Origin of the sequence: Marinomonas sp. SBI8L (assembly GCF_001624705.1) — a bacterium.
GTDB lineage: Bacteria > Pseudomonadota > Gammaproteobacteria > Pseudomonadales > Marinomonadaceae > Marinomonas.
The window spans coordinates 334,374-357,960 of the sequence record NZ_JSEO01000002.1 but is presented as its reverse complement, the minus strand read 5'-3'; the positions used below and the strand labels follow the sequence as shown (position 1 = coordinate 357,960).

General features: G+C 38.1%; 21 protein-coding genes and 2 pseudogenes. 3 read left to right on the top strand and 20 right to left on the bottom strand.

The genetic code is table 11. The features are described 5' to 3' along the window. Window positions 1–2: 2 nt before the first annotated feature. The 4 genes and pseudogenes from OA91_RS03680 to OA91_RS24830 all read right to left on the bottom strand — a co-directional run. On the bottom strand, window positions 3–602 hold the full coding sequence (locus tag OA91_RS03680) for a DUF2760 domain-containing protein (RefSeq protein ID WP_046017402.1): 600 nt from the start codon (window positions 600–602) through the stop codon (window positions 3–5). A 3-nt stretch (window positions 603–605) separates the two neighbouring features. Then, window positions 606–1,073: a hypothetical protein gene (locus tag OA91_RS24840; RefSeq protein WP_442919121.1), complete on the bottom strand. Its 468-nt coding sequence runs from the start codon at window positions 1,071–1,073 to the stop codon at window positions 606–608. A gap of 102 nt (window positions 1,074–1,175) precedes the next feature. Next, window positions 1,176–1,490 (bottom strand): annotated as a pseudogene (locus OA91_RS24835) (ATP-binding cassette domain-containing protein); the annotation flags it as partial. 141 nt (window positions 1,491–1,631) lie between these two features. Then, window positions 1,632–2,510 (bottom strand): annotated as a pseudogene (locus tag OA91_RS24830) (ATP-binding cassette domain-containing protein); the annotation flags it as partial. Window positions 2,511–2,828: 318 nt separating this feature from the next. Here OA91_RS24830 and OA91_RS03670 point away from each other — a divergent pair. Both OA91_RS03670 and OA91_RS03665 read left to right on the top strand, forming a co-directional pair. Next, window positions 2,829–3,938, top strand: coding sequence for an efflux RND transporter periplasmic adaptor subunit (locus OA91_RS03670; protein WP_063337201.1), 1,110 nt, complete (start codon window positions 2,829–2,831; stop codon window positions 3,936–3,938). An 8-nt stretch (window positions 3,939–3,946) separates the two neighbouring features. Beyond that, window positions 3,947–7,099 (top strand): efflux RND transporter permease subunit, encoded by a 3,153-nt coding sequence (locus tag OA91_RS03665; protein ID WP_063337200.1) that lies wholly within the window; start codon window positions 3,947–3,949, stop codon window positions 7,097–7,099. Window positions 7,100–7,185: 86 nt separating this feature from the next. On the opposite strand, the gene modC is transcribed toward OA91_RS03665, so the two are convergent. The 15 genes from modC to paaA form a co-directional block, all read right to left on the bottom strand. Beyond that, a complete protein-coding gene (modC, locus tag OA91_RS03660; RefSeq protein WP_063337199.1) occupies window positions 7,186–8,340 on the bottom strand; it encodes a molybdenum ABC transporter ATP-binding protein in 1,155 nt (384 codons plus the stop codon). A gap of 1 nt (window position 8,341) precedes the next feature. Further along, window positions 8,342–9,058: a molybdate ABC transporter permease subunit gene (gene modB / locus OA91_RS03655; RefSeq protein ID WP_082827767.1), complete on the bottom strand. Its 717-nt coding sequence runs from the start codon at window positions 9,056–9,058 to the stop codon at window positions 8,342–8,344. Window positions 9,059–9,081: 23 nt separating this feature from the next. Further along, window positions 9,082–9,870, bottom strand: a complete 789-nt coding sequence (gene modA / locus OA91_RS03650) for a molybdate ABC transporter substrate-binding protein (protein WP_082827766.1) — start codon at window positions 9,868–9,870, stop codon at window positions 9,082–9,084. Window positions 9,871–10,032: 162 nt separating this feature from the next. Beyond that, entirely contained in the window at window positions 10,033–10,716 is a 684-nt protein-coding gene (locus OA91_RS03645) for a polyphosphate polymerase domain-containing protein (protein WP_063337198.1), read from the bottom strand. A gap of 46 nt (window positions 10,717–10,762) precedes the next feature. Continuing rightward, window positions 10,763–12,466, bottom strand: a complete 1,704-nt coding sequence (locus tag OA91_RS03640) for a hypothetical protein (RefSeq protein WP_063337197.1) — start codon at window positions 12,464–12,466, stop codon at window positions 10,763–10,765. A gap of 2 nt (window positions 12,467–12,468) precedes the next feature. Then, window positions 12,469–13,197, bottom strand: coding sequence for a DUF4956 domain-containing protein (locus OA91_RS03635; RefSeq protein ID WP_063337196.1), 729 nt, complete (start codon window positions 13,195–13,197; stop codon window positions 12,469–12,471). A gap of 321 nt (window positions 13,198–13,518) precedes the next feature. Continuing rightward, complete coding sequence (locus OA91_RS03630; protein ID WP_063337195.1) at window positions 13,519–14,079, bottom strand: GNAT family N-acetyltransferase; 561 nt, start codon at window positions 14,077–14,079, stop codon at window positions 13,519–13,521. Window positions 14,080–14,204: 125 nt separating this feature from the next. Then, window positions 14,205–14,519 (bottom strand): 4a-hydroxytetrahydrobiopterin dehydratase, encoded by a 315-nt coding sequence (locus OA91_RS03625; protein WP_063337285.1) that lies wholly within the window; start codon window positions 14,517–14,519, stop codon window positions 14,205–14,207. 64 nt (window positions 14,520–14,583) lie between these two features. Beyond that, the gene (locus OA91_RS03620) at window positions 14,584–15,171 is read right to left on the bottom strand and encodes a phospholipid scramblase-related protein (RefSeq protein WP_063337194.1); all 588 of its coding nucleotides are present in this window, start codon (window positions 15,169–15,171) and stop codon (window positions 14,584–14,586) included. A gap of 326 nt (window positions 15,172–15,497) precedes the next feature. Continuing rightward, window positions 15,498–17,558: a phenylacetic acid degradation bifunctional protein PaaZ gene (gene paaZ / locus OA91_RS03615; RefSeq protein ID WP_063337193.1), complete on the bottom strand. Its 2,061-nt coding sequence runs from the start codon at window positions 17,556–17,558 to the stop codon at window positions 15,498–15,500. A gap of 62 nt (window positions 17,559–17,620) precedes the next feature. Further along, window positions 17,621–18,718: a 1,2-phenylacetyl-CoA epoxidase subunit PaaE gene (gene paaE, locus OA91_RS03610; protein WP_063337192.1), complete on the bottom strand. Its 1,098-nt coding sequence runs from the start codon at window positions 18,716–18,718 to the stop codon at window positions 17,621–17,623. A gap of 22 nt (window positions 18,719–18,740) precedes the next feature. Further along, complete coding sequence (gene paaD, locus OA91_RS03605; RefSeq protein WP_082827765.1) at window positions 18,741–19,334, bottom strand: 1,2-phenylacetyl-CoA epoxidase subunit PaaD; 594 nt, start codon at window positions 19,332–19,334, stop codon at window positions 18,741–18,743. Beyond that, on the bottom strand, window positions 19,318–20,094 hold the full coding sequence (paaC, locus tag OA91_RS03600) for a 1,2-phenylacetyl-CoA epoxidase subunit PaaC (protein WP_063337191.1): 777 nt from the start codon (window positions 20,092–20,094) through the stop codon (window positions 19,318–19,320). The genes paaD and paaC overlap by 17 nt, the downstream gene beginning before the upstream one ends. 11 nt (window positions 20,095–20,105) lie before the next feature. After that, window positions 20,106–20,387 carry a 1,2-phenylacetyl-CoA epoxidase subunit PaaB gene (gene paaB, locus OA91_RS03595; protein WP_063337190.1) on the bottom strand — a complete coding sequence of 94 codons (282 nt, stop codon included), beginning with the start codon at window positions 20,385–20,387 and terminating at the stop codon, window positions 20,106–20,108. Between the two features lies 1 nt (window position 20,388). After that, on the bottom strand, window positions 20,389–21,378 hold the full coding sequence (gene paaA, locus OA91_RS03590; protein WP_063337189.1) for a 1,2-phenylacetyl-CoA epoxidase subunit PaaA: 990 nt from the start codon (window positions 21,376–21,378) through the stop codon (window positions 20,389–20,391). A gap of 528 nt (window positions 21,379–21,906) precedes the next feature. Here paaA and OA91_RS03585 point away from each other — a divergent pair. After that, window positions 21,907–22,299: a hypothetical protein gene (locus OA91_RS03585; RefSeq protein WP_063337188.1), complete on the top strand. Its 393-nt coding sequence runs from the start codon at window positions 21,907–21,909 to the stop codon at window positions 22,297–22,299. A 94-nt stretch (window positions 22,300–22,393) separates the two neighbouring features. On the opposite strand, the gene OA91_RS03580 is transcribed toward OA91_RS03585, so the two are convergent. Next, on the bottom strand, window positions 22,394–23,575 hold the full coding sequence (locus OA91_RS03580; RefSeq protein ID WP_063337283.1) for an AAA family ATPase: 1,182 nt from the start codon (window positions 23,573–23,575) through the stop codon (window positions 22,394–22,396). Between the last annotated feature and the right edge of the window lie 12 nt (window positions 23,576–23,587).

Here is a 23,587-nt window from a genome sequence, read left to right as displayed (position 1 = left end):
TATTAAACCTCTACCTCTGCTGGCGCTAGGATATTCATATCTTTTGTATCCATAACCTTAGGTAAGGTCTGTTTAACAACTTTCCAACCAGGGTGTATTAAAGTGCCATTAAAAGGACCTTCACCTTCTACACGTCCTTCAAGCTTATATTCTCTATTGTTGTACCCTTCAGGCACTTGAACTCGTGCATTTTCTTCTTGAGGTGATACTGCTGCAATTTCAAAGTTTTGTGATAACACTTTGGCACAACCTTGATGTATGACACGGCTCGCAGCTCCAACTTCAGCATCGGTATAACCACTAATATCTTCTTGAATAAAATCAATTAGACGAGCTTCTTGTTGCATCAGTTGTAATAATTGATACGCGCCATCTACAGACACGGTTTCAAGTCTTGGTGCTTCTACTTCTTTAATCTCAGTCACTGTTTCAACAACGACTTCTTTAACAATTTTCTCAGGTACTTCAAAAGCAAATTTTTCATCACTCGCGACAATTTGACAACGAGCAGCATAATCAGACGATGAAAGATATTTAAAAAATTGGCCAAATGCGCCAAAGAAGCGTGGTGCAAATGCCATAGGTTTTACTTTTTTAGTCATAATTTATCCGTTTTGCAGTTCTTCTAATTCAACCCATCTGTCCATTTGTTGTTCTAGCTGGGCTTCAATTTCTGTCATTTTATTTAATTCAGCCTGAACCACATCTTGGTCCTGACTATAAAAATCATCAGCACTTGTCACCGCAACTATCGCGTCAAGTTCTGCTTCAATTTTAGCAATTGTGTCAGGCATAGCATCAAGCTCACGCTGCATTTTATAGCTTAATTTGCTCTTGCTTTTAGGCTTTTTAGCTTCTGTTGTCTTTACTTTTTCTTGCGGTTTTAAAGCTTTAACTTCTTCAGGTGTTTCTGGTTCAACAACAAAACGACCACCTTGACGAATCCAATCTTGATAACCCCCCACATACTCTCTAACAACACCTTCACCTTCAAAGGCAATAACACTGGTTACCACATTGTCTAAGAAAGCCCTGTCGTGTGAAACCAAAAGTAATGTACCTTGGTAATTCATAAGAAGTTCTTCAAGTAGCTCTAATGTTTCTACATCCAAGTCATTGGTTGGCTCATCCATAATCAAGAGATTAGCTGGCTTAGTAAAAAGCTTGGCCAATAGGACACGGTTCCTTTCTCCACCTGATAAAGCTTTAACAGGTGTTCTTGCTCTCTCCGGCGGGAAAAGAAAATCGCTCAAATAGCCGATAATGTGTTTATCACGACCATTAATTTCGACAGTGTCTTTGCCTTCACCAACGTTTTCTGCAACGGTTTTTTCTGGATCAAGCTGCTCCCTAAGTTGATCAAAATAGGCAACATTCAATTTTGTACCTTGTCTAACATGACCTTCATTAGGCGTAATTTGACCTAACAAGATTTTCAAGAAGGTACTTTTACCACAACCATTTGGGCCAATAAGACCAATTCTGTCCCCACGGGTAACCATGAGATCCATCGGTTTTAGAATAACTTTGTCTTCAAATCTATGTGCAACCTGTGTGAACTCAGCAACCAATTTGCCTGACTTATCAGTGCTTTCAATTTTCATGTTGGCATTACCTTGGCGGTTAATGCGCTCAGAACGTTCAACACGTAATGCTTTTAAAGCACGAACACGACCTTCATTACGGGTACGTCTTGCTTTGATTCCTTGCCTTATCCATACTTCTTCTTCCGCGAGTCGCTTATCAAATAAAGCGTTGGCCCTTTCCTCTTCTTCAAGCATTTTTGCTTTAAAGTCTAAAAAACCACTTAACTTGCCATTAAAGGAAATAAGATTGCCTCTATCTAACTCAATAATGCGATTAGCAAGTTGCTCAAGAAAGCGTCTATCGTGAGTAATAAAGAGTATTAAGCCGCGGAATTGCTGTAACTGCTTTTCCATCCACTCAATAGTGGGTACATCCAAATGGTTAGTCGGCTCATCGAGTAATAAAATATCAGGCTCCGCTAGCAAAGCTTGAGCAAGAATAACGCGACGACGCCAACCACCTGAAAGTTCAGCCATTTTTTTGTCGCCTGGGAGCTGAAGTCGCTGAATCATTTGATTTACTTTTTGTTCGAGATCCCAGCCTTGGATATCATCGAGTTTGTGCTGTATATCACTTAATTCGTTAGCGTGATCATTATCTAGGTCTTCTAATAAAGCGTAGTAACGACTTAATAGATTATTCGCGTCTGGTCTACCTTCGCTTACAACTTCTTTGACTAATTTGTCATCAGCTTGAGGAAGCTCTTGGGGAAGTTGCGCAATTTTAATACCGCCTTCAATCCGTACAACCCCTTCATCAGGGATAATTTCGCCAGCGACAACTTTTAAAAAGGTAGATTTACCAGCGCCATTTCGACCAATAATTGCAATTCTTTCACCCGCTTCTGCTGAAACGCTGATTGCTGCCAAGAGAGGATTATGCCCAAAAGCAACACTCACTTGTTCAAGAGATAATAAGCTCATATGTTTTTTCACTAGAAAATAAAATGATAATGGCGCGCATTCTATCAGTTAAGAGTGAAAACGTTTAGCGAATCCAGTTCATTTTGTCTCTGCAAATTGAAATAAGCATTTGTAACTAATCGTTTTTTCATTACTGAGTAGAAAACAAACAAGTTTGAAAATTTGAATTTAGTTGATAAAGTCAAATGTTCATATTTCTTGCACATTTGTATGGGTTTTTATGAAGTATGTCAGTTCATTCCCTGTCACAATAAGCTTATGCCAAAATATTGAATATTAGTTCGATTGTAAATTTAAGTTTGTTATATGGAGTCCCTGATGGATCTAAAAAGTAAAGCTGGACCGATAACCGCAATCACCGTGTTAGGTGCAGCTGTTGTTTGGATGGCTGTTGGTGGTAACGGAATAACGCAAGCACAAGCTCAAGATTCGAGTACGCTAGCTAAACCGTCAACCGTAGAGCAGAAAGTATCTAATGAGAACCAACTAAAGAAAAAGGTTCAAGCGCAAGTCATTAGTGCTCAGATTATGGAAGATAAGATGACTCTTTCCGGTACGACTCAGCCAAGTAAAGAGATCCAACTTACTTCAGGTGCAGCCGGTAAAATTCGCCAAATCCTTGTTAATAAAGGCGACTATGTAAAAAAAGGCAAAGCAATTTTATCTATAGATACTCGCGCTTTGAAAGCCGATATTGCTGAAGCAAAAGCATTAATTGCACAACGCCAACTTGAGTTAGATGGTGCAGTTAAGCTAAAACAGCAAAAATACTCATCTGCGGTCAATGTTGCGACAGCTAAAGCGGACCTAGCATCAGCGAAAGCAACGCTTCGTTCATTAGAGATTGATCTTGAAAATGCCGTACTTGTTGCCCCCTTCTCTGGCGTTCTAAATACACTAGATGTTGAACTGGGGCAACTGGTACAAAACAATGCCACAGTAGGCGACTTTATCTCAATCAACCCACTTACAATCGAGATCAATGTTCCTCAGAAAAAAATCAACAGTATTCAGCAAGGTTTAAATGCCAATATTGAATTGAGTACAGGTGATGTGGTTGAAGGAACAGTAAGTTATGTGAGTTCAATAGCCTCTAGTGAAACTCGATCCATTGCAGTTGAGATAAAAGTCCCTAACCAAGATAGTAAAATACCTGCTGGTATTACTGCCCATGTTGATCTGGCTTTGCCAAATCGTATGGCTCATGCTTTTTCGGCAGCGTTACTTACCCTTGACGACAATGGTCATACCGCCGTTAAAACACTCAACATAGATAATGAAGTGGTCGTATCACCTGTTGAAATACTTAAATCAGACCGAGATCAAGTTTGGGTAAGTGGCTTACCTCAGAATATTAATCTGATTACAGTTGGCCAAGGCTTTACTAAGGCTGGCGACATTGTTGACGCATATTATAAAAATCAATAGGAAGTAACATGGTTAGTATAATAAATGCGGCATTGTCGCGTTCAAGAACAGTATTAATGTTCTTTATTTTATTAATAGCATTAGGTGTGTCTTCGTATTTAAGTATTGCAAAAGAAGAAACGCCAGACATCACAATACCCACAATTTACGTATCAATTTCATTGGATGGGATTTCACCAGAAGACTCTGATAGCCTTTTAGTTCATCCTATGGAAAAGGAGCTTAAAAGCGTTGAAGGCTTAGATAAAATTTCTTCAACAGCCTCTGAAGGCCATGCATCAATTACGCTTGAGTTTGATAGTAATACAGATATAGACCAAGCTTTGGTTGATGTGAAGGACAAGGTTGATACTGCTAAAGCAGATTTACCTGATGATGCAGATGAACCAACTGTAAATGAAATAAACCTATCTACTTTCCCTGTATTAACAGTTAATTTACATGGTGATGTCGAATTTGGAATATTAAGTCGTATCGCCAATGATTTACAAGATGACATCGAAGCTGCGCCAGGTGTTTTAGAAGCTGAAATAAGTGGTGATAGAGAAGAGCTAGCGGAAATCATAATCAGCCCTGATGCATTAGAAACTTATAATCTCAGTCTATCTGATGTTGTTAATACTTTTAATGACAGTAACCAGCTTGTTGCAGCTGGTACTTTGGATACAGGTTCAGGTCGTTTTTCCTTAAAAGTACCAGGTCTTCTTAAAACTCAAGATGACATTTTTAACCTTCCTATGAAGGTAGATGGTGACAAAGTTGTATTATTAAAAGATGTTGCCACAGGTCAAATGACCTATAAAGATGCCACTAGCTATGCAAGATTAGATGGTAAAAGTAGCATCACCTTAGGTGTATCTAAACGTGTTGGTGGCAACACCGTCAATATGATTGCCGCAGTAAAAGAAGTCATAGAAGAAGAAAGTAAAAAGTGGCCAGAAGGTATTGAGTATAGCCTTACTCAAGATGAATCTGTCAGTATACTTCAGTCTTTGAATGACTTATTTAATAACGTCATTTTCGCTACCTTATTGGTAATGATAGTGATTGTGACTTTCTTAGGTTTAAGAACCTCTTTCCTTGTTGGTATAGCTATCCCAGGCGCATTTTTAATGGGGATTCTATTCTTACATATTCAAGGTTATACCATGAATATGGTGGTGCTATTCGGCCTAATATTAAGTGTCGGTATGTTGGTAGATGGCGCTATAGTTGTTACGGAATATGCTGACCGAAAATTGGCGGAAGGTGCCTCAAAACAACAAGCCTACTCTGAAGCTGCGCAACGTATGGCTTGGCCAATTACAGCATCTACGGCAACGACGCTGGCAGTATTTATGCCCTTGTTATTTTGGCCAGGAATTGTTGGTGAGTTTATGGGTTACATGCCGATTACGGTAATTGCTACCCTATCCTCTTCTTTGATTATGGCTTTGGTTGTTATACCAACAATCGGCTCAATAATTGGTAAAAAAGGAACTTATACTCCTGCAACCGAGCGAACATTACAATTAACAGAATCTGGAGATTTAACACAACTTAAAGGCGTAACTGGCTGGTATGCAAGTTTGCTATCTAGTCTAGTTAAGTCACCTTGGCTTGTTCTGTTGTTTTGTATCACTCTATTAATATCTGTCATGTTTTCTTATGGCCAGTTTGGTAAGGGCATAGAATTCTTTCCTGAAAGCGAGCCAGATGTAGCTAATCTTGAAATTCGTGCTCGTGGCGACCTATCTCTTGATGAGAAAGACGAAATCGTTAGACAAGTAGAAAACATTATCATAGGTCATCCTGATCTTAAGAGTATTGTTACTACGACAACCGCTTCGCCAGGTAACCAAGCATCACCGGATAGTATAGGTACCTTGTCACTTGAGTTTATAGATTGGCATTCACGCATACCTGCTTCAGCGATTCTTTCCAAGATTCGTGAAGAGACTGATCAGATTCCGGGAATTATTGTTGAAGCTGAAGTAAAACAAGACGGTCCTCAGTCAGGCACTGATATTGAACTTGAGCTTTCATCTGATTTCAGTGAGTTATTAAACCTAACTGCTGATCGTTTAGTAGAAGAGCTTGGTCAACGAAGTGAAATAGTTACCGTTAATGATGATAGATCACTACCTGGTATTGAATGGCAAATTGATATTGACCGTGCTCAAGCGCAACGTTTTGATGTTAGTGTTGCTGCCTTAGGTAATGCTATTAAGCTTGTTACTAATGGAATTACTTTATCTGACTTCTTGCCAGAAGGTGCAGATGATGAAATTGATATCGTTTTACGCTACCCAATAAATCAGCGTAGCCTAGAACAACTTGATAACATCATGATTCCATCAAATGTTGGCCCTATTCCTGTTAGTAATTTCATTAACAGACATGCGGCACCAAAACAGGGTCTGATTAACCGTGTGGATGGCAAGAAAGTGGTTAACATCAGTGCCGATGTAAAAGATGGACTCGTTGTTGATCAAGTTATTAAAGCCATTGCCGCTGAGATGAAAGCGTCTGGTATACCTTCTGAAATTGATTATCAATTTAGAGGTAATACTGAAGATCAAAATGAATCAATGCTATTTTTGATGAAAGCATTTGCAGTTGCCTTTTTCATTATGGCGATCATTCTAGTCACACAGTTTAATAACTTCTTCCAGTGTTTGTTAATACTAAGTGCAGTCATATTCTCTACTATGGGAGTGTTCATCGGCCTTATGGCTAAGGGAGAACCATTTGGTATTGTTATGAGTGGTGTTGGCGTTATTGCACTGGCTGGCATTGTGGTAAATAACAACATCGTACTCATAGACACTTTTAATGGTCTCAGAGCACAAGGGATGATGGTTGTTGAAGCTGCTGTTCGAACGGGCGCTCAAAGGCTAAGACCAGTATTACTGACGACAGCCACAACCATACTCGGACTTATGCCTATGGTGTTCCAGCTTAATGTGGATCTGATGAACCAAAGCATTAGTATTGGTGCGCCGTCATCACAAATGTGGACTCAGTTATCAACTGCAATTGCAGGTGGCCTACTTTTCGCTACGCCATTAACTTTGTTATTAACACCTTGCTTGTTAGTACTAGGTTATCGTCGTAAAGAAAGAAAACTGCTTAAAGCGTTAGCAGCTGAATCAAATGACGATTTAGCACCACAAGCTTAAATCATCTCAATAATAAAAAAGGCATCTTAGGATGCCTTTTTTATTGCTCTTATTATCAAGATACTGTGAGTCTAAGATGTTAATAGTTAATATATAGGTATTAGGCTGGTGGATTTAATTTGAGCAACAACTTTCATGCCCATTTTTAGCTTCATTTCACGCCATGCCCAGTTACTGATTTTTGCCATAAAAATAACACCGTTCGCATCAGCAAGATTTACCAGTAAAGATTGCTCACGGCCTACTTCCTGACATGACACAATACGACAAACAATTCTATTACGAATGCTTGAAGGAGAGGTATTATCCAGAGCAATGGAAACATCTTGTGCATCAATTAATAGGCGGAACTTATTATCAAGATTTACATTGGATTTATGACGTAAGTTTTTAGTTTCACTTCTTGCTTGGCCATTACCCATACCTTGGGCCTTCATCCATAAGAATGAGCCAGTAAGATTACCCGATTTCTCGTGAATAAACTCAACTTGAGACATTGCATAATCAAGGTGGTCAAATTTATGAAGTGCACTATAGGCCATGCTGTGCTTGATTGCGGTAGTACCTATCTGATTTTGCTCATTCCAAACCGTTTCTAATGGGCCATAATTAACTACTTTACCTTTATCAATCATAATAAGGTTATCAGCTAATGCCATAGCTTCATTTTCATCATGACTAACCATAATAATTGGAATATTTAGCTGCTTTACTAAGCGTTTAAAATAACCAAGAAGCTCTTTCTTTTTTGATTGATCTAAAGACGCTAGCGGCTCATCGAGTAACAGTAACTTTGGTTTAGATAAAAGCGCTCTACCTATTGCGACACGTTGCTTCTCGCCACCAGAAAGTGTGTTTGGCATTCGCTTCAATAACGTATTTAACGCTAACAATTTGATTAGCGACTTGGCTTCATCATTATTTTCAGCCTTTGAAGCGTAGAACAGGTTTTGCTTAACGTTAAGGTGTGGGAATAAACGAGCATCTTGAAAAACATAGCCAATTTGTCGCTTATTTGGTTTTACATTAATTTGAGCATGACTATCAAACATCACCTCATCACCAAATTTAACTTTCCCCATATCCGGTGAGGTTAAACCTGAAATCATATTAATTAGGCTGGTTTTACCCGCCCCTGATGGGCCGTAAATCATGGTTACACCAGTTTTTGGTAACTCGAAGTTAAAAGCTAATGATGTATTCCCAAATCGTTTTCTAATTTTCACATTAAGATAAGACATGCTAGCTTTGCCCCACTAATTTCTTTTTCATTTGGCGCGTTAAAAACTCTGAAATGAGTAACGCAATAATGGCAATAACAATCGCTATGACACAGAGTCTTGCGGCCATAAATTCTGCGCCTGGGGTTTGAATGAAGCTGTACATGGCAAGTGGTAAGGTTTGTGTCTGACCAGGGATATTAGCAGCAAAAGTAATTGTTGCTCCAAACTCCCCTAAACCACGTGCCATGCCTAGAACTGCGCCAGAGACTATTCCTGGCAGAGCTAAAGGGAGACTAATACTTAGAAATATTCTAAATGGAGAAGCGCCAAGCGTAAGGGCTGCTTGTTCGATTTTAGTATCGATTAAATCAAAAGCTAAACGAATACTTCGAACCATTAAAGGTAAAGAGACAACGGAAACGGCTAATGCAGCACCTTGCCAACGAAAAGCAAACTCCAAACCAAGATAGTCAAACAAAAAGCGTCCAAAATAAGATTGATTTGAAAAACTAATCAGTAATAAATAACCAATAACCACTGGGGGTAAAACCAGCGGTAAATAGATTACGGCTTCAAGTAGGGATTTACCAAGAAAATCACGCCTAGACAAAGTAAAACCAATAAAAATTGCAAAAGGTAAAGTCAATAAAGTGGCAATGCCTGACACTTTTAAACTTAACCATAAGGCTGTTATTTCGAACTCACTTAGAGCAAGGTTATGAATCATGTCCATCATTAAGGTGTAATTCCTACTTATTATTAATGCTCTAAAAATCCCTGTTTTACCAAGATATTTTTCACTACTTCACTTTGCAAGAAGTTATAAACATTCTGTTTGGCTTTATTACTATTTTTTGTCACAACTTTTGCTAAGTAATAGCTTATTGGATCATGAAAATCGCTAGGAATTATGCAGACAAGCTCTACTTTTTTTGAATTTATCGCATCTGAGTAATATAGGAAGGCAAATTCTGCTTGCCCTTGTTCAATAAAAGCTAAGGCTGACCTCGCGTTCGCACTTGGAATTAACAGACTCTGATAGTCAGATACATCAACTAAAGCATTAAGAGTCTGTTTTGTATAAATACCTAAAGGCACATGAGCTAAATCGGCAACGACAATTTTCTTATTTTGCTTATAAATATTTTGAAAGGTACTTTTAGTTGAAGCTTGATCAAAACAGCTTTGAGTTAAAGCAGAATGAGTTTTTTGGCCAGTTTTGGCGATAACCAGTTGATTGTCAATGAAGGGAGTAATGCTCTCTCCCTCAATTTTATTTTTCTCACTTAAATAGTTAATCCACTTTTCATTAGCAGATAAATATATATCAGCTGGTGCACCGTACTGTATTTGTCTAGCTAGCACAGAGGAAGAGGCATAATTTAGTACCAGATTATCATTTGGGTATAATTCTTTATACAAGCTTTCAATTATTGTTAAGCTTGGTGCAAGTGATGCGGCTGCTGATATATAAACTGTTTCAGCTTGCGCACAGGCACTAAGTAAAAAGACACATAGACCTTGTAATTTATACTTGATCTTAAGCAAGCCTGACCTCTAATTGATTAATTTATAGAGGCTTAATAATAACAAGGTTGAGCAGGATTCAATAGCTGAGCTTGGCTTGGTACAAAAAATCCTATGCAGTTTAGGTCACTTTCAAACAAAACCTGATCGTATTTGCTTAAACATTAATCATCCTATTCTCAATCAGCGCCAAAAAAGCGTTCGAACTCCTAAAACATACTTAGAATGTCTTGATGGCCTTAGGGGACATGTTGCGATTAAAGCTGAGAGTTCTTTTTCATATCCGTGACTTGCTTTGAGTTCAAGCAATACATACTCACCAAGGGAAACGTCCTTTTCAATATTTGGTTTATGTTGGTTACGTTGATCATAAACATGGATTTTACTGTCTATTGTCGCTCTGACTAAACTGCAAGCGCTCTCAAAGTATTGTCGATGATAACGGCAAATAAGTATGGGTGAGAGCTCGTTCCCCCAACTTTGCTTATCTAGCTCTTTTAGTTGTGAATAGCTTCCTTGGATATGCTCTCTCCAGCTCATAATTGAATTTAAAATATCAAAATCAATAGGAAAAGCTAGCTTATAACCTTTTCCAGATAATCTATGCTTAAACTCTAAACAGGCTTTCTTGGTATTATTGAGTGCTTTATACCAACGTATTCTTACTTTTCTTCGTCTACTTACCCCACTTAAGTTTTCTTCGTATATAGACATGCTTGGATTATCTAAATAAAGACTATTAATGTACCTATCTTTGTATCGATTCCTGAACATCAAAGGGTGTATTCGAAGCCATATAAGCATCTCTTCGAGCTGATTGAGTGGTACAGGAATTTTTACTTCAAACCTTAAATCCTTAGTATCCATAACCTATATCCTTCTTTTCATTAATCTAATTGATTGATTAAATAAACTAGCGATTAACAATCGAAATATTGTTATCAAACTCTAAAGTTTTTTCACTTATTCTTTCTTGGTTTATTGGTGTTCTTGGAATAGGTGCTAGTGGATCTAGATCTCGTTTAAAATAAAATGGCACAATTTTTTTAGAAGTAACCGCCGCATGTAAAATCAAATCGGTAATGTGACTTGATATCCTTATTTGCCTCTGTTCATTAGGCTTTAATACCAGAGGCAGTTCTAGCCCATCAATTTCCAATTCTTCTTTAAACTCTAAATGATTAATCCCTTCAATGGCGTGAATGTGTAGGTCTTCCAGGGAGGTATTTACGAGATCTAAATAACTCGGTTCTTTCTTGTTTTTTGTAGAACTAAATCTAGATGCTAAATCCCAATTCTTTACTGCTCTAAAATGGGTTAGATGTAAGTGAAGTTGAGTGTCTAGTTTAGAAATACGTTTACATTCACCTTGCTCATATCCTGATGTCAGGCAATGCGTTTGCTTGTGCATAATCTCAAAGTCAAAGTCATTAATTAATGGCATACCATAATGGAGTTTACTTAATCGAGCTGATTGCTTTTCTTTTAGATACGATTGCATCTCACCGGTATTTAATTGATTTAGCATCACTGCTAAAGCATTATCATAGGCTGCTTTTACTTTTGCATCTGATAACATTTTTTTAGCGACAGGAAACTCCTTGCTCACAGCTTGCGTTAACCAATAGTGCTTCGCTGGAGTAACTGCCACATCACTTTGTATAGGTTCTAACTTTGCTGTTATTGGGTTGTAATACCTGCGCCAATTATTCCAACTCAGTGCATGCCAAGCAGACCAAACATCAATTGTTGCTAAATATTGACCTAACTTTTCATAATCAAATACATCACTGGCTAGCCTTTTTCCTTCAAAAAAATCACTTATCAGCGATAAGGCAACCATTCTGTGTTTGTTTAATTCTGGGTCTCTTAAGATACTTGTACGTTGTATTGCTCTGGGTTGAAAAGTACGCGTGATACCTCCCTGACTATCAGTCATTTCTTTTAATATATCTAACCTCACCACTAAGCCATGCTTTCTATTATTAAAACTTAATAAGTCTTGGCCGAAAGTTTCTTCCATTAACATGACGCCCCAATTAACTCCGTTTACTACAACTTTAACTGGGTTCATTTGTGGTGAAACAATATCAAAGCCGGACTTTTGAAGTGTTTGATCAAATAAGTAAGGTCCTTGATGTATACGTACATTGGAACTTAGTAGTGCAAAACGCCTATTATTAAGAATTGATTTGTTGTTTTTAAGGTCAAACCGTAAGGACCACCTTTTTGCACCGACAATATGCTCAAGTGCATCGCCTCTGAAATGAATGACACCATTAACCATATTTCTTTTCTCGGCTATCATGCCTGTTTCAAAGGCTAATGCTCTATCTTGAGCCAATACTTGCCAATCTTGATAACTAACATCAACTTTAAGTAATGGCATGTCTGAGTCAGAAGCAAGATAACGCTTAGGGCTAGCCGCTAACTCTTGTCCAAGTTGAATTAGCTTATCTTTAGCTGACTCATGATGTGACACAAAACCTAAATGTAAAAGGCTTGTTGTCACAAACGTAGGTGAAGGCAAGACAAAAACAACAAGTAAGCATATGCCGATAATACTTAACCATTTCTCTGTCTTAGAGGTTTTACTTTCCGTCTTATCAAGCTTCATAATTACACCCCTGCTATATTATGTTGCTCGAGTAACGATGTATTGATCTCTGGGTATTGCGCCTTTAAATCAGATATTAATGAGTCTACTTGCTCTGAATCTATGACGGATACAAAGAAAGTGGCATCAAAATGTTTTTCACCAACATCAAAGCGCCTCATCTCCATACGTTCAACATGTTTAAGTACGGTCTCTTTTACCTTGGTTAAGCAGGTATCTGAGTTAAAGTTAAGTTTAGGTCGGTAATTTAATGATAGGAACAAGCCACTTTCATCATAGCTTTTAACTTGTTGTTTTTTAGCAAGCGTAACCAAGCCTAGCGTTGAAATACACGCAACCAGCGCAGCGAGTGTTTGCCCTGCACCTAATGCAACCGCGATACCTATATTCAAGAATAAGTAGAGTAATTCTTCTGGCTCTTTAATTGGGGTTCTAAACCTTACAATAGATAAGGCTCCAACTAATCCTAACGCCAAAGCCAGAGATGCCTTAACAACAGTGATAATTAAAATCACGAACAACATGAGCAAAGGGAATAATCGAGAGAAGTCTTGTCTATTACAAAATGCTGAAGAGTACTTTCTAAAATGAAGTCCTATGCCTGTCGCAAGGATAAAACCCAGTATCAAATTGAAAAGTAATGACACAAGCTGAACACTTGCGAATGGGAAAAACATTGATTGAATTTCTTTAGGCAAAAATGCGATTAAAAACGGATCAATAGATTCCATATAGCCTCCTATACCGACTTTATATAACTCACTCTTGAGCTACTCAACATATAAAGTCTGTTATTTGTTTATTGCTATTACTATTCAGCAGTTTTTAAGCCAGTTTAATTTTAAGCTATAATAACAATAAGTTAAGTCGTTTTTGCTTTTGATTAACAATTTAAAGACTGTGTTTTTTGTGATGTGATTCTCAATTTGAGACTCAAATAGTGAAGGCCTATTAATATAAGAGTCTATAGAGAGGTTTAGAAAGAATAAAAGAAGATACAGAAGCAAGCTAATTTTCTAGCCAGCTTCCGCAAATGAAGGGTATGAGATTAATTAAACCAATTCGGCAAACTTAATCTCCTGATTAGTTTGTTTGGTTTTTGTGCTGATCCAGTACCTTACAACAGGTTTAAAGCTAACTTTACTCTTTATTATCGACTCTAATTTACCTCCGCTTGCTTCAATTGCTTTACGAGCGGCTACATTAGATTCTGGAGCAGTGATAAGCGCTTCTTCTATATCTAAACGCTTTAACTTTTGTTTCGCTAGGTTTAGGGCATGTTTAGCAATGCCTTGGTTTCTAAAACGAGGCGAAACATCCAAACTAATATGCCCACCTTCTGAAGCTAGGAATGGTGTGTCGATATGGTGTCGTATTCTCAATACAGCCATGATTTCATCATGCTTATTTATCAACCAATAATGGTTACAGCGCACTTTACCTTCTGCGTTATAGATTCCCTGCGCTTCGTCTTTTAATTGATTAATATAAGATTTGAAACCAATACGAGCTGTTTCATAATTTAGTGAATTAATAGGATCACTAGACTCGAAGTCTTTGTAAAAACGTAAGAAAGCACTTTCGAGTACGCTTGTTGGCGATATAAATTCCATTTCTCTCTCCTTGACGCCTTTCTGTCATATTTTCGTAATCAAGAAACACTATAGCCACAAAGAGAGAATTTCGCTGTTATTAGATAAATTAATTTTATAAGACCAGTTTTCAAGCTAATAAGGACCTAAATTGAAAAGTGTTTAAACGCATTGTCCATATATTCGGCTAATTCAAAATCTTTTGAGGTTATTCCTTTCGCTGAATGCGTGCTCAACTGAACATCAACTTGATTGAAACTGTTTGTCCACTCAGGGTGATGATCAATCTTTTCACAATACAGAGCACACATTGTCATAAAACTAAATGCAGATTGAAAATGACTAAACTTAAAATTTTTAGTTAACTTTTCGTCTTTTATGAACCATTGAACCTCATCATCAAAATTAAGCTCAGCGAGTTTTACGAGAAGTTGTTTGTCTGAAATTTTCGTTATTCTCATCAGCTTACCCTTTATTAGAGGTTTCATTAATTCTTGTTTACTGGGCTCTGTTTGTAAAACACCTTTATTCTTTTAGAACCATATCTATACACATAACAGCAGCTAGAATTAGCTTTCTCACGTCATGATCTGCTTCTATTTCCTCTGCTATTTTTAGTATGTAATTATCTGCACTTGAAAAAAGCTCTTGTCCAATCCCAGCCCATTTTTTTGATACATGAGCAAATTCTTGATCATCACGTTTAAAGTAAAAGTCCCAACCAGTCCATTTTCCAGATAAAGTACAAATCACGTTATCTTGTTTATCAAGAACATCAAAGCGACCACCAATGGATAAAAACTTCTGCTTAAATCCACCTATTAGTTCATTGTTTTCATCTCTTACTTCAACTTTAGATAAAAAGAAGGAGATGCCACGGGTGATGCGGACGACTCTTTGATCATCAGGCGTTCTGATTTGCACATCAAAAGGAGTCATCCTTTTATAATCAGTAAAACGTAATAATTTAGTAATCCAGCCTAAGTTAGGCTCGCGACACTCCATGATCAATTCGCCATTCTCAGGATCATAAATATCAAAGTTATTAGCCGCTTTGAATAAGCCTATATGTTCTTTGACTAAAAAAAGATTTTTATTAATTACCTGACTCACATTGATACCCTATTAATTTTTAAAGTATCAATTTATCACATTCACCAAGAGATTGATCTTGAATAAGTAATTCGAATTATAGAATTGACTGAGTCGAAATTATCCATACAAACGAAATACTGTATAAAAAAACAGTATCGGTATTTTTAATTTCTTTAAGAAAAGTCATTAATTCTGTTCTTATTAGTATATTTAATGAACAGAATCTTTAAAAAATGCAAATTTTAGTGCGGTTTTTATGTAAGGATTAAAGTAACTGTATAAATATACAGTACAGTTCGTCTAATATTAAAGAAACCATACTGTATAATTTTGAGTCTTTGATACTATGGATGCATATTTATTGACTCGCTCATCTCTTTCGCCACTAGAGTTAAAATGTCATAACTCGCCACCAGCACATCATCTTGATCAGTGACTTGTACATCCCAAACGACAACCCCTTGAGGCTTTCCGTCCTTTGACTCTTTTCCTTGGTCTATTTTACGTTTACACGTTAGCCTTGCACGTATTGTTGTCCCAATTGGAACAGGCTCAATAAAACGCAAATTATCAAGCCCATAGTTAGCAAGTACAGGGCCCACACCTGGGTCGACAAATAACCCAGCAGCAGCGGATAGAACAAAGTACCCATGAGCAATACGCTCACCGAATTGTGATTCTTTGGCAGCAATATCATCAAAATGCATATAAAAGTGATCACCCGATAAGGAGCCAAAATTAACAATGTCCGCTTCGGTCACCGTACGTCTATGGGTCAACAATGACTCACCGATTTGAACCGACTCAAAACTACGCTTAAACGGGTGTACGTCAGTTTCAATTATGTTCGAACCTCTTACATATTCGCCAGTAACAGCACTTAACATGGTTGGTGAACCTTGAATCGCGGCCTTCTGCATATAATGATATACAGCATTAATACCTGCTAACTCCTCTCCTCCACCAGCTCTCCCTGGACCACCGTGCTTCAAAAATGGCAAAGGAGAACCATGACCAGTCGATTCAAGTGCGGCCTGCGCATCAAGAATATGCAGCCTGCCATGCAAAGCAGCTAATTGTGGAATCATTTGAGCCGCTATTATTGGGTCTTTAGTACATAGCGTCGTTACCAAACTCCCTTTACCTAAGGCTGCAATCGCAATCGCCTCATCAATTGTGTCGTAAGGCATCATGGTCGCAACTGGACCAAATGCTTCAACATCATGTGCTGCACAATTGATTAAAGGTTGATGATTAACAAATAGATGTGGAGAGATAAACGCACCTTTCTGACAGCCAATACCTTGAGGCTTGGCATCCTGAGAATAAACAAGTTCACTCGTTTCACGTAACTCTGCTATTTTTGCTTTAACATCTTCAAGCTGTTCAATTGATGCTAACGCTCCCATTCTAACGCCTTCTACATCAGGATCACCGTAAGTCACTTTGGCAAGTTTCTGGCTTAACTTATCGATAACGTGAGGCATAATTTCTCTTGGCACAATTATGCGTCTGATAGCCGTACATTTTTGACCAACTTTTGTTGTCATCTCTTTAAAGACTTCACGAACGAACAAGTCTATTTCAGTATCTTCTAGATTAATATCTGGAGCGAGAATAGCTGCGTTAAGAGAATCCGCCTCGGCATTAAATGGAATTGAACGTTTTATAATATTGTCATTGTTTTTTAATAGACGAGCGGTTTGTGCGGAACCTGTGAATGTTACAACATCTTGTTCGATAAGATGGTCTAATAGGTTTCCTGTACTACCAATAATAAGTTGTAAAGCCCCCTCGGGGAGCAGTCCAGATTCATTCATTAAACGAACCGTGGCCTCAGTTAAATAACTTGTTGCACTGGCAGGTTTAACAATGCAAGGCATGCCAGCAAGGAAGCAAGGCGCAAACTTTTCAAGCATCCCCCAGATAGGAAAGTTAAATGCATTAATATGTACAGCAACGCCACCTTTTGGCACTAAAATATGAGTACCTGCAAAATCATTGTTTTTGCCCAAAGGCATAGCACTTCCTTGATGAATTAGGTTGCCTGATGGAAGCTGATTTCTCCCCATACTGGCATAAGCGAACAAGGTACCGAAACCACCTTCAATATCTATCCAGCTATCGCCACGTGTTGCACCAGTTTCACGAGATAATAAATAGAGTGACTCTTTATGCTCTAGTAGGTACTTGGCGAGATTTCTAAGACAGGTAGCTCTTTGCTGAAAATCCATATGCATTAATGACGCTTGGCCTTTTTTTCTTGCGTAGTCAGTTGCTTCTTCGAAATCAGGCCGCTCGGCATGGATATAACCAATTACATCACCATTAATGGCACTTTTTAATGCGCTCTTCTTTTCTTCACCTATCCATTGGCCATTTAAAAAACTTTGGATTATCTTCATGAAAACCTCTATTTGCTTATTCGTTTAGCAATTAAACTAATTATTATTTTGGGGATAAAAGCCTACTGGTCGTAACTCAGCACGACTTTGTTCGTAATGGGATAACATTGGCACGAGAGCACATAGCCAGCTTCAACTTCATAGTCTTCAAGTGCGAAATTCACATCCATTTCTACTTCACCTTCAATGACTTTTGCTTTACAGGTAGAGCAAACACCAGCGGTGCAGGAATATGGTAAATCTGCACCAATATCATTACCTGCTTCAAGAATTGTTTTTGAGTTATGAGCTAATTCAAACTGCATTTCTCTACCGTCATGAATCACGGTAATATCGCTCTTCTCAAAGGTTTGAACGGCTAGGTTTTCTTGATTTTTTTGACGCCTTTCTGTCGAATCTGATTCTGTGTGAAATAATTCAAAATGTACTTTATCCTTATCAAGGCCTTGCTCAATAAGGCTATTGGCCACTTGTTCTGTCATGGATTGAGGGCCGCAAATGAAAGCTCCTGATAATTCGCTAACCTGCATTAACCTTTTCAATAGCAATTGACACTTGTTCGCATCGATACGCCCGTTATAAAGATCTATATCTTGCGTCTCACGACTAAAGATAAACACAAGATTAAATCTATCCATGTAGGCATTTTTTAAATCTTCTAATTCGTTACGAAACATGGAGCTGGCTGTTGAACGATTACCATACAGTAGAGTCACTTGACTCTTTGCATCTTGTTCTAAGCAGGTTTTTATAATAGATAAAATAGGAGTAATACCACTACCGGCGGCAACAGCTAAAATATGTTTACTCTCAGGTGTTTTTGAATCAAGAGCTAGACTCAAACCGGCACCAAACCTACCTTGAGGAGGCATTACTTCAAGTGTATCCCCTTCTTTAAGATCATGATTTGCAAAACTAGAAAAGAGACCATTCTGAACCTGCTTTATACCTACTCTAAGCTGCTCATCGTTAACACTTGAACAAATAGAATAAGAGCGCCTTACATCAGTACCCTCAATGTGTTTTTTAAAAACTAGATACTGACCTTGTTCATAATTGAATTTGTCTTCTAATTCGTCAGGCACTGAAAAATGAATAGAGACAGCATCGCGCGTCTCTCTTTGTATCTTACTAATTGTTAGCGGGTAAAATTTGTTCATAACATTTAATACTCATCCAGTGTTAAATACACTTAAAATAATCAAAGGCCTCGCGACAATCATGGCATTGATATAATGCCTTACATGCAGTCGAACCAAATTCGCTTAATAATCTAGTATTTTCACTATTACAATGGGGACACGAAATCTCTCGGTCTATTAAACTTGATTTAGAAACAAGCCCTTTAGGAGGTGCAATTCCTGCGTCTACCAGCTTTTTTCGCCCTGTGCTTGTAATAAAATCACTCGTCCAAGCGGGAGACAAAACCTGTTCTATTTTAATGTTCCAATAACCAGCATGACTCAATGCCTCTAAAATCAAATCATTGATTAGATCAGTTGCAGGACAACCTGAATAAGTAGGTGTTACCTCAACAGAAATTTGTCTTAAGCTAAGACTTACACTACGAACAATGCCTAAATCAACAATACTAACTGTCGGAATTTCTGGATCCTGTACTTGAGTTAGAACTTGCCAGATAGATGTCTCGTCATACTCAAGAGGTTTACTAAGATCGCCTAGAATGTCTGTAGCTAAAATTTGCTTCTTAGTCGAGTTTTGATAAGGAGTGTTATCTATCAATGATTTAGGTGAAGGTCTACCATACTTTTGCATCTGGATATGCCCTCTGCAGATATTGCATTTCAGCTAAAATAAAACCCAACAACTCGGTGTGCTCCCCTTGTTTACCACCTTTGTACATCCAAGCATCATAATCAGGGTTAACTAACTTAGCTTGAGATAGCACTGTCTCGATTGAATGCTTCCACAAACCAAATATTTTACGGGGGTCAGGGATAAGCCCATCTCGCTCTAAAGCATCTTCAAGGTGATCACTCGTTATAAGTTCACCAGTAAATCGCCATAATTGATTTATCGCTGATTGCATTTTTTCATGACTTAGTTCAGTTCCATCACCTAATCGAATCATCCATTGACTCGAACGCCTTAGGTGATAAGAAACTTCTTTCACTGCTTTACTAGCAATAGACTTAATACGCTCATCTTTTGAGTCCTGTAACGACTCTAATATCGATAAATGCCAGGCATCGAAGAAAAACTGTCTAGTAATTGTTTCAGCAAAGTTGCCATTTTTTTGTTCAACTAAAAGGACGTTATAAAACTCATGGGCATCACGTCGAAAGGCTAAATGGTCTGCTGTGCGCTTTAATGGATCTAATTCACTGGCGTACTCATACCAATTTTTTGCTTGTCCAATTAAATCTAGCGCAACATTACTAATTGCTAACTCTTCTTCTAAAGAAGGTGCATCACCGCAAAGTTCGCATAACCTTTGCGATAGAATTAAATTAGAGTCAGCCAGTCGCAACAGGTAAATAAATAAAGTATCAACAGGCTTGGTATTTTTAATCATGGTATTCATCCTTACATGTGACCGACTTCATCAGGTAACTCATAAAAAGAAGCATGGCGATATATCTTGTCTTCAGATGGATCAAACAAGGCCTCTTTATCATCTAGTGCAGAGGCTGTAATCATTTTTGAAGGAACAACCCAAATACTGACACCTTCGCAACGTCTGGTGTAAAGCTCTCTTGCATTTTCCATTGCCATAGCATCATCTATCGCATGAACACTACCTACATGCTTGTGGTTCAGACCATGTTTACTTCGTACAAACACTTCATATAATGGATACTCTGACATCTTAAGCTCCCTTCATTGATTCTTGTTTTTTAGCATAGGCAACAGCGGCTTCTCTTACCCAAGCACCCTTATCAATCGCACTTTTACGTTTAGCTAATCTTTCTTGGTTACAAGGACCATTGCCCTTTAACACGGCGTAAAACTCACTCCAATCAATTTCACCAAAATCATAGTGCCCCGTTTCTTCATTCCACTTTAAGTCCGGATCAGGTGCGGTACAGCCTAGAAATTCAAGTTGAGGAATCGTTTGATCGATAAACATTTGGCGTAATTCATCATTTGATTTACGTTTAATCTTCCAAGCTAAGGATTGCTTAGAATTAGGAGAGTCATCATCTGTAGGGCCAAACATCATAAGAGACGGCCACCACAAACGATTAATTGAATCCTGAACCATGGCTTTTTGTGCATCTGTACCATGCTGCATAATAGTTAATAAAATTTCGTAACCTTGGCGCTGATGAAAGCTTTCTTCTTTGCAAATTCGCACCATGGCACGTGAATAAGGGCCATAAGAGGTTCTTTGTAATACCACTTGATTGACTATGGCTGCGCCGTCCACCAGCCAGCCTATCGCTCCCATATCTGTCCAATTTAGGGTTGGATAATTAAAAATACTCGAATACTTTGCTTTTCCTGTATGCAGCTTTTCTACTTCTACATCCCTATCTGCACCTAGTGTTTCCATTGCACTGTATAGATATAGGCCATGACCGGCCTCATCTTGTATTTTTGCTAATAGCTGCAATTTACGCTTTAAAGTTGGCGCACGCGTTAGCCAATTCCCCTCTGGTAACATACCAACAATTTCAGAATGGGCATGCTGAGAGATCTGCCTTATCAAAGTCTTTCTATAAGCTTCGGGCATCCAATTCTTAGCTTCAATTTTAATTTCAGCATCTATTTTTGCTTGAAAGTCACTCTCGTCCTGACTCATTTCATCCTGACTTTTGACTTTTTTAACCCCTGTTTCGACAAGTTGAGCGTACATTACCACCTCTATAACTACTAATTTTGGCTATTAGGTTTGACTAACTTGCATTAAGTTTATGACACAATAAAGATCAAAAACAATAAAATTATGTGTCGTTAATTGATTTTACATAGCTAAATTTAACTATTAATTAGATAACTAATTGTTTTAGAATGATAAAAATACAACACAACAATCATAAAAAAAGTGTTTATTACGTATCCTAACGAGTGTTTTAAAGTGTAAAATTAAGCCTCCTATGCCAAACAAGTATCACGTTGAAACAAGACTTAAGAAGTTGTATCGGAGAGTTTTATGAAATGGATATCAGCTAGATATGCGTGAAAAAAAGAACATATTTAGCCCTAAAATCCACCTCCCGAAAAAGAAGTGTCATCTGGTTAAGAAAAGCTAGTTGAAGTAAAAGGACTAGCAAAGCTTGATACTTCATCACTCAACTAGACATCATTTGTAGTGAATCAATCCGTTTGAATAGCGTAATGCCCACTCCCTAATAGTGCGGATACTCATAGTATTGAAAATTAAATGCTCTTATTGGAAGGTAAAGGTGTACGTCATTACCCTGATGCGATTAAACCAGAGGACTTTATCCCTTACTTCAGATTAGTCGGCGCACTTGATATATCACCACTTGAGAATAATTATAAGAAGGTTAAAGAGATGGATTGGAAGTATCTCAACACAGGATTCGAGAACATAGGTTCACGTAAGAATATAGATAAATATCTGACTCTTATTAATGACATTCGTGACTCTGTAAATATGGTATTTTCTGAAGAGTCTTTTGACAAAAACTTCACTCTCAATGCTGATATTCTAGTATCTGTACATAAATTCCATCACGATGTGGCAGAAAACGGGTTCGCTAAATTAAGAGTTAATACGGCAAACATGGCCGGTTTGATACGCCCATGTTGAGCTTATGATAACAAACTCAAGTCATTATCAAATGCCACATCAGGAACACCATGACTAACAATTAATATTTGTGTCAGGTTCATCAAACTTGACATTATTTACTCGCATCTGGCCATACCCAATGTGGCTCATCAAGCATACCTTGACCCACAACGCTTGTTTCCCCCAACTCTTTTTTTAAGCAGATACTGTGACATTCTTCATGCTCTTCAAGGGCAGCAATAAGCCTTGAAGCATGAGATACGACCCAGACTTGAGTTCGCTCAGAGGCGCTGATGATAAGCCTTGCCAAAGCAGGCAATAAATCTGGATGTAAACTTGTTTCAGGCTCATTAAGCACCATTAATGGTGGAGGTCTTGGTGTTAATAGTGCTGCCACCCATAACAAGTACCGTAAAGTACCATCTGATAACTCATGCCCGGATAAAGGCCTTAACAAGCCATATTGGTAAAACTCAATCGCGAAACGAGCATCTTCTTTTATCGCTATCTTTAAGTGCGCTCCAGGAAAAGCATCACTAATGGCGTCAGCCAAAGCCTCATGACTCCCAATTTCATTAATCGTTTGCAGTGCAGCAGCAAGATCTCGACCATCATGATGTAAAACTGGCGTTCTTGTCCCTAATTGAGCATGCCTTGCAGGCGCATCCATGTCACTTCTAAAATGATCATAAAAACGCCAATGTCTAATATTATCTCTTAGAGTGATTACTTCTGGCGTTTTATCTGGGTCTGATATCTGACTAAAAATACTATCGAAAGTAGCTATATTTTGACTCATTACCTGCCAATTACGCTTTTCTCTAATTTTAATCAAGCTTGCATCTCTGTCGATGAGAGACGATGCTGGACGATATGTACTTGAGCCAGAGTGACAAGCCCAAATACATTCTCTTTTAATCTCAGGATCTAATGAAAAAGCAGAATTACTCGGTTTAGGCAAACCTAAAGAAATTGAATATCCAAAGTCATCTCCTGTGAAGCCTAGCCTTAAACGTTTCGCCTTGCTTCTTGGTCCACCCTGTATAGGGATCTCACTTCGTCTCATTCTATCTGAAATAACTTCTGGCCCAGCCCAAAAACAAGCCTCAAGCCCTCCTTCTTTTGCGAGAGCGTTGACAACCCCTCCTTGGGCAGTTTCAGCTAATAATCTCAAGGCTTTATATAGATTAGACTTACCACTAGCATTGGCGCCCGTTATCAAATTAAGTCGACCTAAAGGGATAACTAACTTAACTAATGAGCGATAATTTGAAATCGATAGCGTGTTTAACATGAAAGCTTCCAT